At 69.8% G+C, this 11,879-nt stretch carries 15 protein-coding genes and 1 pseudogene; 11 read left to right on the top strand and 5 right to left on the bottom strand.

The genetic code is table 11. The features are described from left to right. Positions 1-38 precede the first annotated feature (38 nt). From sufD to OG709_RS07550, 7 genes are all read left to right on the top strand, one after another. Positions 39-1,256 carry a Fe-S cluster assembly protein SufD gene (sufD, locus tag OG709_RS07580; protein WP_250303851.1) on the top strand — a complete coding sequence of 406 codons (1,218 nt, stop codon included), beginning with the start codon at positions 39-41 and terminating at the stop codon, positions 1,254-1,256. Beyond that, positions 1,256-1,573, top strand: coding sequence for a bifunctional 3-phenylpropionate/cinnamic acid dioxygenase ferredoxin subunit (locus tag OG709_RS07575; protein WP_266643697.1), 318 nt, complete (start codon positions 1,256-1,258; stop codon positions 1,571-1,573). Before sufD ends, OG709_RS07575 begins: the two co-directional genes overlap by 1 nt. 7 nt (positions 1,574-1,580) lie before the next feature. Continuing rightward, positions 1,581-2,345, top strand: coding sequence for a Fe-S cluster assembly ATPase SufC (gene sufC / locus OG709_RS07570; RefSeq protein WP_250303853.1), 765 nt, complete (start codon positions 1,581-1,583; stop codon positions 2,343-2,345). Beyond that, complete coding sequence (locus OG709_RS07565; protein WP_250303854.1) at positions 2,342-3,598, top strand: cysteine desulfurase; 1,257 nt, start codon at positions 2,342-2,344, stop codon at positions 3,596-3,598. The genes sufC and OG709_RS07565 overlap by 4 nt, the downstream gene beginning before the upstream one ends. Positions 3,599-3,640: 42 nt before the next feature. Next, positions 3,641-4,096, top strand: a complete 456-nt coding sequence (gene sufU / locus OG709_RS07560; RefSeq protein ID WP_250303855.1) for a Fe-S cluster assembly sulfur transfer protein SufU — start codon at positions 3,641-3,643, stop codon at positions 4,094-4,096. Beyond that, a complete protein-coding gene (locus OG709_RS07555; RefSeq protein ID WP_250303856.1) occupies positions 4,093-4,431 on the top strand; it encodes a metal-sulfur cluster assembly factor in 339 nt (112 codons plus the stop codon). Before sufU ends, OG709_RS07555 begins: the two co-directional genes overlap by 4 nt. Before the next feature lie 147 nt (positions 4,432-4,578). Continuing rightward, the gene (locus OG709_RS07550; RefSeq protein WP_250303857.1) at positions 4,579-5,979 is read left to right on the top strand and encodes a DUF3616 domain-containing protein; all 1,401 of its coding nucleotides are present in this window, start codon (positions 4,579-4,581) and stop codon (positions 5,977-5,979) included. Here the strand turns inward: OG709_RS07550 and OG709_RS07545 are convergent. Next, positions 5,963-7,060 (bottom strand): DUF7847 domain-containing protein, encoded by a 1,098-nt coding sequence (locus OG709_RS07545; protein ID WP_329165337.1) that lies wholly within the window; start codon positions 7,058-7,060, stop codon positions 5,963-5,965. The genes OG709_RS07550 and OG709_RS07545 overlap by 17 nt on opposite strands. A gap of 88 nt (positions 7,061-7,148) precedes the next feature. On the opposite strand from OG709_RS07545, the gene OG709_RS07540 reads away from it, so the two are divergent. Beyond that, positions 7,149-7,469, top strand: coding sequence for a DMT family transporter (locus OG709_RS07540; protein WP_266643699.1), 321 nt, complete (start codon positions 7,149-7,151; stop codon positions 7,467-7,469). After that, positions 7,469-8,014, top strand: a complete 546-nt coding sequence (locus OG709_RS07535; protein ID WP_326695102.1) for a TetR/AcrR family transcriptional regulator — start codon at positions 7,469-7,471, stop codon at positions 8,012-8,014. Before OG709_RS07540 ends, OG709_RS07535 begins: the two co-directional genes overlap by 1 nt. On the opposite strand, the gene OG709_RS07530 is transcribed toward OG709_RS07535, so the two are convergent. Continuing rightward, positions 8,004-8,876 (bottom strand): winged helix-turn-helix transcriptional regulator, encoded by an 873-nt coding sequence (locus tag OG709_RS07530; protein ID WP_250303861.1) that lies wholly within the window; start codon positions 8,874-8,876, stop codon positions 8,004-8,006. The genes OG709_RS07535 and OG709_RS07530 overlap by 11 nt on opposite strands. A 146-nt stretch (positions 8,877-9,022) precedes the next feature. On the opposite strand from OG709_RS07530, the gene dapD reads away from it, so the two are divergent. Beyond that, positions 9,023-10,021: a 2,3,4,5-tetrahydropyridine-2,6-dicarboxylate N-succinyltransferase gene (gene dapD / locus OG709_RS07525; protein ID WP_266643700.1), complete on the top strand. Its 999-nt coding sequence runs from the start codon at positions 9,023-9,025 to the stop codon at positions 10,019-10,021. A 6-nt stretch (positions 10,022-10,027) separates the two neighbouring features. Here dapD and OG709_RS07520 read toward each other — a convergent pair whose 3' ends face one another. The 3 genes and pseudogenes from OG709_RS07520 to OG709_RS07510 form a co-directional block, all read right to left on the bottom strand. Further along, entirely contained in the window at positions 10,028-10,867 is an 840-nt protein-coding gene (locus tag OG709_RS07520; RefSeq protein ID WP_326695646.1) for a 4-hydroxy-tetrahydrodipicolinate synthase family protein, read from the bottom strand. A 146-nt stretch (positions 10,868-11,013) separates the two neighbouring features. Next, positions 11,014-11,103, bottom strand: a pseudogene (locus tag OG709_RS07515) (4-hydroxy-tetrahydrodipicolinate synthase); the annotation flags it as partial. A 97-nt stretch (positions 11,104-11,200) separates the two neighbouring features. Beyond that, positions 11,201-11,632 (bottom strand): COG4315 family predicted lipoprotein, encoded by a 432-nt coding sequence (locus OG709_RS07510; RefSeq protein WP_250303863.1) that lies wholly within the window; start codon positions 11,630-11,632, stop codon positions 11,201-11,203. On the opposite strand from OG709_RS07510, the gene OG709_RS07505 reads away from it, so the two are divergent. Continuing rightward, positions 11,625-11,825, top strand: coding sequence for a hypothetical protein (locus OG709_RS07505; protein ID WP_250303864.1), 201 nt, complete (start codon positions 11,625-11,627; stop codon positions 11,823-11,825). The genes OG709_RS07510 and OG709_RS07505 overlap by 8 nt on opposite strands. Positions 11,826-11,879 lie beyond the last annotated feature (54 nt).

Raw genomic sequence — 11,879 nt, 5'->3', positions numbered from 1 at the left:
CCAGACGTATTCATCAGAAAGCGAGCACGACGACAGCCATGGCTGAGGCTCAGAATTCCCCCACTCTCGGCTCCGCCCGAGCGGGGGGACCCCCTCCGGCAGGTTCCACCACTGCCGGGTCCATCGCGGTGGCTGCCGAGTCCACCGTCGCCACCCGCATGAGCGCGCCCCCGTCCTTCGACGTGGCGGACTTCCCGGTCCCCCGCGGTCGCGAGGAGGAGTGGCGGTTCACCCCGCTGGAACGCCTCAAGGGCCTGCACGACGGCACCGCCGTCGCGTCCGGCAGCGGCGTCCAGATCGAGGTGTCCGCCCCCGAGGGCGTGACCGTCGAGACCGTCGGCCGTGACGACGCGCGCATCGGCAGGGCCGGTACGCCCGTGGACCGGGTCGCCGCCCAGGCGTTCTCCTCCTTCGAGAAGGCGTCCGTCGTCTCGGTGCCCAAGGAAGCCGTGCTCAGCGAGCCGATCCGGATCGCCGTGCGCGGTCTGGGCGGCACCGCCTACGGCCACCAGGTCATCGAGCTCGGCGCCTTCGCCGAGGCCGTCGTGGTCATCGACCACACCGGTGACGCGCAGCTCGCGGCCAATGTCGACTACATCCTGGGCGACGGGGCGAAGCTGACCGTCGTCTCCGTCCAGGACTGGGAGCCCGAGGCCGTCCACGTGGCGCAGCACAACGCGCTGGTGGGCAGGGACGCCTCGTTCAAGTCGGTCGTGGTCACCTTCGGCGGCGACCTCGTACGGCTCCACCCCCGCGTGCAGTACGCGGGCCCCGGCGGCGAGGCCGAGCTCTTCGGCCTGTACTTCACCGACCAGGGACAGCACCAGGAGCACCGCCTCCTCGTCGACCACAATGCCCCCAACTGCAGGTCGAACGTGGCCTACAAGGGCGCGCTGCAGGGCCAGGACGCGCACGCCGTATGGATCGGCGACGTCCTGATCCGGGCCGCCGCCGAGGGCACCGACTCGTACGAGCTCAACCGCAACCTCGTCCTCACGGACGGCGCACGGGTCGACTCGGTGCCGAACCTGGAGATCGAGACCGGTGAGATCGCCGGTGCGGGACACGCGTCGGCGACCGGCCGCTTCGACGACTCGCAGCTCTTCTACCTGCAGTCCCGTGGCATTCCGGAGGGCGAGGCCCGCCGCCTGGTCGTCCGGGGCTTCTTCGCCGAGCTGGTCCAGCAGATCGGCCTCCCGGATGTCGAGGAGCGGCTGCTCGCCAAGATCGACGCAGAGCTGGAGGCTTCGGTCTGATGGCCTTCGTCCGAGTCTGTGGGCTGAGCGAGCTGGAGGAGGACACCCCGAAGCGGGTGGAAATCGACTCCACGCCGGTCTCGGTCGTCCGTACCGAGGGGGAGGTGTTCGCCATCAACGACATCTGCTCGCACGCGAACGTCTCGCTCTCCGAGGGCGAGGTCGAGGACTGCACCATCGAGTGCTGGCTGCACGGTTCCAGCTTCGACCTCCGTACCGGCAAGCCGTCCGGCCTTCCCGCGACGCGCCCCGTCCCCGTTTACCCCGTAAAGATCGAAGGGGACGATGTGCTCGTCTCCGTATCCCAGGAGTCCTGAGTCACCCATGGCAACGCTTGAAATCCGCGACCTGCACGTCTCCGTCGAAACCGAGAACGGTACGAAGGAGATCCTCAAGGGCGTCGACCTGACCGTGAAGCAGGGCGAGACCCACGCCATCATGGGCCCCAACGGCTCCGGCAAGTCGACGCTGGCGTACTCCCTCGCGGGGCACCCCAAGTACACGATCACCAGCGGCACCGTCACCCTCGACGGCGAGGACGTCCTGGAGATGACCGTCGACGAGCGCGCCCGCGCCGGCGTCTTCCTCGCCATGCAGTACCCGGTCGAGGTCCCCGGCGTCTCGGTCTCCAACTTCCTCCGCACGTCGGCCACCGCCATCCGTGGCGAGGCGCCCAAGCTGCGTACCTGGGTGAAGGAGGTCAAGACGGCCATGGAGACCCTCCAGATGGACCCGGCCTTCGCCGAGCGCAACGTCAACGAGGGCTTCTCCGGCGGTGAGAAGAAGCGCCACGAGATCCTTCAGCTGGAGCTGCTCAAGCCGAAGATCGCGATCCTCGACGAGACCGACTCCGGCCTGGACGTCGACGCGCTGCGCCAGGTCTCCGACGGCGTCAACCGCGTCCGCGAGGGCGGCGAGGTCGGCACCCTGCTGATCACGCACTACACGCGCATCCTGCGCTACATCAAGCCCGACTTCGTGCACGTCTTCGCGAACGGCCGGATCGCCGAGTCCGGTGGCCCCGAGCTCGCCGACAAGCTGGAGAACGAGGGCTACGAGGCCTACACGAAGGGTGGCGCAGCCGCGTGACACAGCTGCCGGGCCTGCTCGACACCGAGGCGATCCGCAAGGACTTCCCCCTGCTGGATCGTCTGGTCCACGACGGGAAGAAGATCGTTTACCTGGACAACGCGGCGACCTCGCAGAAGCCGCGTCAGGTGCTCGATGCGCTGAACGAGTACTACGAACAGCACAACGCCAACGTCCACCGTGGCGTGCACGTGCTCGCCGAGGAGGCCACGGCGCTGTACGAAGGTGCCCGCGACAAGGTCGCCGCCTTCATCAACGCACCGAGCCGCGACGAGGTGATCTTCACCAAGAACGCCTCGGAGTCGCTCAACCTCGTCGCCAACATGCTCGGTTGGGCCGATGAGCCCTACCGCGTCGACCACGAGACCGAGATCGTCATCACGGAGATGGAGCACCACTCCAACATCGTGCCGTGGCAGCTGCTCTCGCAGCGCACCGGCGCGAAGCTGAAGTGGTTCGGCCTCACCGACGACGGCCGGCTCGACCTGTCCGACATCGAAGAGATCATCACCGAGAAGACGAAGATCGTCTCCTTCACGCTGGTCTCCAACCTGATGGGCACGGTCAACCCGGTCGAGGCGATCATCCGGCGGGCCCAGCAGGTCGGCGCGCTGGTCTGCATCGACGCCTCGCAGGCCGCGCCGCACATGGTGCTCGACGTCCAGGCGCTGCAGGCCGACTTCGTGGCCTTCACCGGCCACAAGATGGTCGGCCCGACCGGCATCGGTGTCCTCTGGGGCCGCCAGGAGCTCCTGGAGGACCTCCCGCCGTTCCTCGGTGGCGGCGAGATGATCGAGACCGTGTCGATGCACTCGTCGACCTACGCCCCCGCGCCGCACAAGTTCGAGGCGGGTACCCCCCCGATCGCCCAGGCCGTCGGCCTCGGTGCGGCCGTGGACTACCTCTCCGCGATCGGCATGGACAAGATCGCCGCTCATGAGCACGCGCTCACCGAGTACGCGATGAAGCGCCTCGGCGAGGTCCCCGACCTGCGGTTCATCGGCCCCTCCAGCTCGCTGGACCGGGGCGCGACGATCTCCTTCACGCTCGGCGACATCCACCCGCACGACGTGGGCCAGGTCCTCGACGAGGAAGGCATCGCGGTCCGGGTCGGCCACCACTGCGCGCGGCCGGTCTGCCTCCGGTACGGAATTCCTGCGACCACGCGAGCGTCGTTCTATCTGTACTCCACGCCTGCCGAGGTCGACGCCCTGGTGGACGGCCTGGAACATGTACGGAACTTCTTCGGCTAGCCACCGGCTAGACAGACGAGCACATCGGGTAGGGACTGGATCGTGAAGCTGGATTCGATGTACCAGGAAGTGATCCTGGACCACTACAAGCACCCGCACGGGCGCGGTCTTCGTGACGGCGACGCCGAGGTGCACCATGTCAACCCGACGTGCGGCGACGAGATCACGCTGCGCGTGAAGTACGACGGCGACCGCATCACGGACGTGTCGTACGAGGGGCAGGGCTGCTCCATCAGCCAGGCCAGTGCCTCGGTGATGAACGAGCTGCTGGTCGGCAAGGAACTGGCCGACGCGCAGAAGATCCAGGCGACCTTCCTGGAACTGATGCAGTCCAGGGGCCAGATCGAGCCGGACGACGCGATGGAGGAGGTGCTGGAGGACGCGGTCGCGTTCGCCGGCGTCTCGAAGTACCCGGCGCGCGTCAAGTGCGCGCTGCTGAGTTGGATGGCGTGGAAGGACGCGACGGCGCAGGCGCTGTCCGAAGGGAAGACCGCATGAGCGAGAACGAGACCGCCACGATCAAGCCGGCCTCCGAGGAGGAGGTCCGTGAGGCGCTGTACGACGTCGTCGACCCCGAGCTGGGGATCGACGTCGTCAACCTCGGGCTGATCTACGGCATTCACATCGACGACGCGAACATCGCGACGCTCGACATGACGCTGACGTCCGCGGCCTGCCCGCTGACCGACGTCATCGAGGACCAGGCGAAGTCGGCGACCGAAGGCATTGTCAACGAGCTGAAGATCAACTGGGTCTGGATGCCGCCGTGGGGCCCGGACAAGATCACGGACGACGGCCGCGAGCAGCTGCGCGCCCTCGGCTTCAACGTCTGACCTCCGCTCGTCCCCGATACGGCCCCGGTGCACCCGCACCGGGGCCGTATTGCGGTGTTCGCCTGCCGTACGTAGCGTGTCCGCTCGTAGTTGGCGGGGAGACCGGAGCCTTCTCGTCGACACACCCCCCACGACGAGAGGGACCCCGTGCTGTCCTCTGCTTTTCCGTCCCGCCGCAGGACCGTAGCCGCAGTCGCCGCCGCGAGCGGACTCTTCTCCCTGGCCCTCGGAGGCCTCAACGCCCCGGCGCACGCCGCGAGTTACGGCACGCCGACGCTCTCCTTGTCGGCCGGATACCTCTCCGGCGCCGTCGGTGCGACCGGCGACCCCACGGTCACGGTCACCGTCGCCCAGAGCGGCGCGGACGCCTCGGCGCTCACCGTGGCGGCCTCGGCCAGCTCCAAGTCCTCCGTCGCCGGTACGGGTGATGTCGCCGTCACCGGCACCGGCGGCACCCGGCGGGTCACGGTCACCGCCCACGGTCAGGGCTACACCGATCTCACCCTCAAGGTCACCGGTCTCGGTGGCAAGACCGCCACCAGGACCCTGCACTACGCGGCGTCCGCGGCCGTGCAACACAGCGCGGACACCCGCTACTTCACCGGTTCCTCCGACGCCTCGGCCGCCGTGTCCGTCGGCGACGGCTATCTGGTGGTGGCCGACGACGAGTCCAACACCCTCCGGCTGTACGACGGTTCGGTCTCCGGCGCGCCCGTGAAGAGCTGGGACGTCAGCGGCGCGCTCGGCGCCGACAAGGAGATCGACATGGAGGCCGCGGCCCGGGTCGGCGACACCATCTACTGGACCGGTTCGCTGGGCAACAACAAGGACGGGAAGTACAAGCCCGACCGCAACCGGATCTTCACCACCCGGGTGACCGGATCCGGCGCCGCGACGGAGCTCAAGGTGGCCGGCTCGTACCCGAAGCTCCGTGACGACCTGGTCGCCTGGGACCGGAAGAACGGCGACCGTCTGGGCTTCGCCGCCGGTACGGAGGAGGGCCAGGTCCCCAAGCAGATCGACGGATTCAACATCGAGGGACTGGAGTTCGCCCCCGGCTCGACCACCACCGCCTACCTCGGCTTCCGGGCGCCGCTGGTCCCGCCGAAGAGCGGCGGCAAGGCGCTGATCGTGCCGGTCACCGACATGGACGAGGTCGTCACCGGCAAGAAGGCCACCTTCGGCGAGCCGATCGAACTGGACCTCGGCGGTCTCTCCGTCCGGGACATCAGGAAGAACGCGGCCGACCAGTACCTGATCGTGGCCGGGTCCTGGGCGGCCGACGACAACGAGGATCCGTACGTCCTCTACTCGTGGGACGGCGTCGCCGGCCATGCCCCGGTGAAGCGGGTCGACCTGCCGACCAGCGACCCGGGCGGCTGGGAGGCCGTGGTGGACGTACCCGATCTGTCCGCAGCGGGGGCCAGGGCCCAGCTGATCACCGACGACGGGTCGGCCGATCTCTACGGGGACGGGACGGCGGCGAAGGACCTCACCCACGACGAGTGGAAGAAGTCCCGCGCCACCTGGTTCAGCCTGAACCCGTGACGTCCGCGGCTGCTGCCTCGACGAGCGCCGGCGCCAGGTTCTCCTTACGGATCCGGCGGTCGACGTAGAGCAGCCCGGTCACCAGCTGCGGGAAGGTCGTCGAGAAGATCTGGCTGAGGGACTGGCCCACCAGTACGAGCGCCGTGTAGCCCAGGAAACTGGAGAACAGCTGCGCGTCGCTCGGGGAGTGGTGGGCGCCCAGATCCACGCTCAACGAGCTGAACATGCCTGCGATGTTGAAGGGGAGCTGGATGAAGTAGGCCAGCGCGGCCCCGATCACTCCGGCCAGCAGCGTGATGCCGAAGGTCCGCCACCAGGCGCCGCGCACCAGCCGGGCCGACCGGCGCAGTGCGCCGACCGGCCCCTGGCGTTCGAGCACCACGGCCGCCGGGGCCAGACCGAACAGCACCCCCAGCCAGATCACCAGCGGAAGCAGCGCCACCCCGCCGAGGACACCCACCGTGATGGCCAGGGGTGTGTTGTGCTGACTGGCCGCCGCGAAAACCAGGCCGACGGCCACCCCGGCCACCAGCAGCACGGGGACGAGGACGGCCAGTCCGCTGAGCAGCAGCGCGCCGATCACCGAGGGGACCCGGGACCAGGCCCGGCGCCAGACGGCCCGGTAGGTCGTCGGCCGGCCCAGTACCGCTTCCTGGAGGACGGTCCCGCACGTCGCGTACATCATGCCCGTGCAGACCATCTGCAGCAGCAGGGCGACCAGGACGACGGCGCCGAAGGTGATCACCAGCGGCCCGGCGTCGCCCCAGTCGATGTCGGACGACCTCGATGTGTCGAAGACGGTGTGGATGCGGTCCGAGAGCGCGGCGTAGCCGATCGCCAGGGCCGCTCCCACCAGGACCGCCAGGCCTCCGTACAGGGTCGCCGCTATCCCGAGCAGCGGCTTCCAGTAGCGGCCCACAGTGGAGACCGCCCCGCTCAGGACATCGCTGACCTGCAACGGCTGCAGCGGTATCACCCCGGGTTTGGGTGCCTGCGGGGGTATCCAGCCGTAGCCCCACCCTGGAGGTCCCCCGTGGGGGGCGCCGCCGTACGCCCCGCCCTGCCCCGAATTCTGTGCCACCGCTCACTCCGTCGTCGTCTGTCATGTGCCGGATTTTTCGTACCGGACGGCACACCGTAGCCCGTCCTTGATGTGTACGGTCGTACACATGCCATACGTACTGCTCGCCGCGGCCATCGCCGCGGAAGTCGGCGGGACCACCGCCATGAAATACAGCGACGGATTCAGCAAGCTGTGGCCGTCGTTGGGGACGGCCGCCGGGTACCTGCTGGCCTTCGTCCTGCTCGCGCAGGTGCTCAAGTCGATGTCGGTGGGGACCGCCTACGCGATCTGGGCGGGCACCGGTACCGCCGCCATCGCCGCCATCGGCATGCTCTTCATGGGGGAGACGATGAGCGCCGCGAAGCTCGGCGGCATCGTTCTGGTCATCGCCGGCGTCGTCCTGCTCAATCTCGGCGGGTCCCACTGATGGCCCGGCGTTACGATCCGGACCGCCGGGGGCGCATCATCGACGCGGCGATCCTGGTGGTGGGCGAGCAGGGCATCGCGGGGCTCAGTCACCGTTCCGTCGCGGTGGAGGCCGATGTGCCGCTGGGCTCGACGACGTACCACTTCGCCACCCTCGACGACCTGCTGGTCGCCGCCCTGCGTCAGGTCAACGGCGAACCGCAGACCGCGGTCGAGGGCTGGGCCCGCGCGCTGGACGAGCCGGGAGACCCGCTCGCCGACCGGCTCACCGGACTTCTGGGGCGGCTCGTCGCGGGGGACCGCAGCCGGGTACGGCTGGAGTACGAGCTGTATCTCGCGGCGCTGCGGCGGGAGGCGTTGCGGCCGGTCGCCGCCGAGTGGCTGGACCAGCTGGTGGAGGTCGTCCGGGGCCATGTCGACGGCGACGCCGCGACCGCCCGCGCCCTGGTGGCCCTGATCGACGGCCTGCTGATTCAACTCCTGCTGACGGAAAGGGAGTTCGACGCCGCGGAAGTGCGGGCCGCACTCGCCCGGGTCATCGGCTGACCGCCGCCAGCGCGGCCCGGACGCTCGCCTCGATGTCCGTGATCGGGTACAGCGCCTCGCGGATCGTGCGGTCCCGGTCCACCACCAGGGTCAGCCGCTTCAGTCTGCTGACCCCGGCCGCCCGGAACGTCGGCAGCCGCAGCGCCGCCGTCAGCGCCAGATCGGCGTCCGACAGCAGCGGGAAGCGCAGCCCTTCCTTCTCGGCGAACGCCCGCTGCTCGTCCGGACGCTGCGCGGAGACCCCGTGCACGCTCGCCCCGGCAGCGGTGAACTCCGCCAGCTGGTCGCGGTACGTGCAGGACTCCAGGGTGCAGCCGGACGCCCCCGGGATCCCGGCCCAACCGGGCGGATAGGCATCGCGCCGCGCGTACGCGCTCGGGAAGCAGTACAGGACCGTGTACGGGGTGCCGGAGGCGACCGGATCGTGCGGGGCGCCGTCGGACCCGGTGAGCAGCAGCTCCGGAACGCGGGTCCCGACGAGCGCGCGCACCCGTTCGGCTTCCTTCGACAGCTCGTCCGTGGTGGCCATCGTCTCTCCTTCCCCGAGGACCCATGCGTCCCCCCAGTCCTGCAGTGCGACCAGCACCGGGAGCAGGCCCCGGCCCCGGGCGGTGAGCCGGTACTCGTACCGGGGCGGGCGGTCCTGGTACGGCTCGCGGGCGAGCACGCCCGCGTCCACCAGCAGCCGCAGTCGCTCCGTGAGTACCTTGCGGGACATCCCGAGCTCCCGCTGGAGCGCGTCGAAACGGTGCACCCCGCGTGCGGTGTCCCGCACGATCAGCAGGGTCCACCAGTCGCCCACCACGTCCAGGGCCTGCGCGATCGCACAGTTGGCGTCGTCCAGCCGGGTGCGCTGGGGCATGGCTCGCTCCGTTCCGGTCTCCGTCGACCGTCATCGCCGTGGGAACACATGCTGACACAGGTGAGTTCCCAAACGGAACTCGAAGGGTGCGGCCGGTCGCTGAGACCGGTTGGCCCGTGCGCCGCCCGGCCGGTTAGGTTTCGGTCATGACCGACACGCTTTCGCAGAGTTCCCCCCGTTCCACCGGCGCCGTCGCCGCCGGACTGGCCACGATCACCGCCGACGGCACCGTTCTCGACACCTGGTTCCCCGCGCCCGAACTCACCGCCGAACCCGGCCCCGCGGGCACCGAGCGGCTCTCGGCCGAGCGCGCCGCGGAACTGCTGGGCGAGGCCGCTCCGAAGGCGATCGGGCCCGACGCCCGCCGCGGTGTCGAGGTCGTCGCCGTCCGTACGGTCATCGCCTCGCTCGACGACAAGCCGCTGGACGCGCACGACACCTACCTCCGTCTCCACCTGCTCTCGCACCGCCTGGTGCAGCCGCACGGCCAGAGCCTGGACGGCATCTTCGGGCACCTCGCCAACGTCGCCTGGACCTCGCTCGGCCCGGTCGCGGTCGACGACATCGAGAAGGTACGGCTGAACGCCCGCGCCGAGGGCCTGCACCTCGCGGTGACGAGCATCGACAAGTTCCCGCGGATGACGGACTACGTGGCACCCAAGGGTGTACGCATCGCCGACGCCGACCGGGTCCGCCTCGGCGCGCACCTCGCCGAGGGCACCACCGTCATGCACGAGGGCTTCGTCAACTTCAACGCGGGCACCCTCGGCACCTCCATGGTCGAGGGCCGGATCTCCGCGGGCGTCGTCGTCGGCAACGGCTCCGACATCGGCGGCGGCGCCTCCACCATGGGCACGCTCTCCGGCGGCGGCAACGTCCGCATCACCATCGGCGAGCGCTGCCTGGTCGGCGCGGAGGCGGGCGTCGGCATCGCGCTGGGCGACGAGTGCGTCGTCGAGGCCGGGCTCTACGTCACCGCGGGCACCCGGGTGACCATGCCCGACGGTCAGGTCGTCAAGGCCCGCGAGCTGTCCGGCGCCTCCCACATCCTCTTCCGCCGCAACTCGGTCACCGGCACCGTGGAGGCCCGTCCGAACAACGCGGTCTGGGGCGGCCTCAACGAGGTCCTGCACAGCCACAACTGACCGGTCTCACCGGGACCCGACCGGCAGGGCCCAGGCGTCGAGGAGTTCCCCGTACGCCGCGCGCAGCCCGTCGACCGCCTCGCGGCCGGCGGGCTGCAGTGGTTCACGGACCGGCCCGGCAGGCAGCCCGACGGCGTCGAGCAGCGCCTTCGCGGTCACCGTGCCCGGCAGCCCGGAGCTCATCATCAGTTCGACCAGCGGGAGGACGAGCCGGTTCAGCCGCGCGGCCTCCACCGGGTCGGGGAGGTCGTACGCGTCGAGGACCGCCCGCAGCCGCCGCGGGGCCACGTTCGCGACCGTACTCACATAACCCGCGCTGCCCACCGCGTACAGCGGGAGATTCAGCTCCTCGCAGCCGGAGTAGTAGGCCAGCCCGGTGCGGGAGATGACCTTCGTGGAGCCGAGCAGGTCGTACGCGCAGTCCTTCACCGCGACGATCCGGGGGTGCTCCGCCAGGCGCAGCAGCGTGTCCGTGCCGATCCGGGTGCCGGTGCGGCCGGGGATGTCGTAGAGCATCACGGGCAGCCCGGTGGCGTCCGTGACCGCGCGGAAGTGCGCCTCGACCGCTTCCTGCGGCGGGCGGCTGTAGTACGGCGTCACCACCAGCAGGCCGTCGGCCCCCGCGCTCTCGGCTGCCCGTGCGAGTGCGGCCGTGTGCCGGGTGGACGCGCTGCCCACCCCCGCCACGATGTGCGCCCGGCCGCCGACGGCCTCGGCCACGGCCCGCACCAGCGCGGTCTTCTCGGTGTCGGTGGTCGTCGGGGACTCGCCGGTCGTGCCACTGAGGACGAGACCGTCGCAGCCCGCGCCGACCAGTTGGTTTGCCAGGCCTCTCGTTTGGGTCAGGCCGGGTCAGGGAGCGGGGTGTGGTGCGTGCGGTCGCAAGGCGGAGGATTGAGGTATGGCGGAGCCATGGTGATTGACGACAACGCGGCGAGCGTGCGTGCCACACCCCGCGAGCCCGGCCTGACCCAAACGAGAGGCCCGAGGCCTTGCGCGCCCTCCAGGTCCAGCTCACCGGCCGTGGTGAACGGCGTGATCATTGCGCAGAGGGCGCGCCCGAAGGGCCGTGGTGGTGTCATGCGGGCAGTCTCCGCCCGAAGGAGAATGAAGGTCTACTTAGTTCTTCTCCGGGTGAAGCAGAAGCAGGGCTGAACAGTGGTGCAGGGATCAGCCGGATCAGTAGCCGGCGCTGCTGCTGGCCTTCGGCGAACCGCTCATCGAAGGGGAGCTGCTCATGGACGGCGAGCTGCTGGCCTTCGCCATGGTGGTGACCACCTTGCCCGCGGAGTCGATGACGTACCACTTCGCGCCGAACTGGGTGAGGCCCTGGCCGTTCATCTCGCCCGCCTTGTGGTCACCCGCGAACAGGTAGAGCGGGTGGTTCTTGTAGCTGACCTGCTTGGCGCCGTTGCTCCGGGTGGTCGTGGTGATCAGCTTGCTGTCCACCCCGCTGCCCAGCTTCGGCGTGCCCGTGACGAGCAGCGGCGGCCACGCCTTGGCGCAGGCGCCCGAGCAGGTCGACTTGCCGTTCTTGTCCGCCTCGAAGATGTACAGGGTCCGGTCCTGGCCGGTGACCAGGATCTTGCCGAGCGAGGTGGTCTTGGTCATCACCGTCCGCATGTTCGCCGAGCTGGGGCTGCTCGACGCGCTGGCGCTGTTCGACGCCATCGCGGTGCTCGACGGCGAGGAGCCACTGCCGCTCGCCTCCGACTTGGCTCCGCTGGAGCACCCGCTGACCGCCGCAGCGAGCAGGCCGGCCACCACTACGGTGGCGGCTGTGGTGGTGCTTTTCCTCATCTGAGGCTCCTCCGGTTCGGCCGCCCTTCGGCAGCGCCCATGGCCTGCCCGAAACAGG

It is taken from the genome of Streptomyces sp. NBC_01267 (assembly GCF_036241575.1).
GTDB lineage: Bacteria > Actinomycetota > Actinomycetes > Streptomycetales > Streptomycetaceae > Streptomyces.
The sequence above is the reverse complement of the archived record's forward strand: the minus strand, read 5'-3'. Positions and strand labels throughout refer to the sequence as shown.

Excerpts from the sequence above, each read along its gene's own strand:
- sufD (WP_250303851.1), top strand. The coding sequence starts at position 39 with ATGGCTGAGGCTCAGAATTCCCCCACTCTCGGCTCCGCCCGAGCGGGG.
- OG709_RS07575 (WP_266643697.1), top strand. The coding sequence starts at position 1,256 with ATGGCCTTCGTCCGAGTCTGTGGGCTGAGCGAGCTGGAGGAGGACACC.
- sufC (WP_250303853.1), top strand. The coding sequence starts at position 1,581 with ATGGCAACGCTTGAAATCCGCGACCTGCACGTCTCCGTCGAAACCGAG.
- OG709_RS07555 (WP_250303856.1), top strand. The coding sequence starts at position 4,093 with ATGAGCGAGAACGAGACCGCCACGATCAAGCCGGCCTCCGAGGAGGAG.
- OG709_RS07540 (WP_266643699.1), top strand. The coding sequence starts at position 7,149 with ATGCCATACGTACTGCTCGCCGCGGCCATCGCCGCGGAAGTCGGCGGG.
- OG709_RS07535 (WP_326695102.1), top strand. The coding sequence starts at position 7,469 with ATGGCCCGGCGTTACGATCCGGACCGCCGGGGGCGCATCATCGACGCG.
- OG709_RS07530 (WP_250303861.1), bottom strand. The coding sequence starts at position 8,876 with ATGCCCCAGCGCACCCGGCTGGACGACGCCAACTGTGCGATCGCGCAG.
- dapD (WP_266643700.1), top strand. The coding sequence starts at position 9,023 with ATGACCGACACGCTTTCGCAGAGTTCCCCCCGTTCCACCGGCGCCGTC.
- OG709_RS07510 (WP_250303863.1), bottom strand. The coding sequence starts at position 11,632 with ATGACCAAGACCACCTCGCTCGGCAAGATCCTGGTCACCGGCCAGGAC.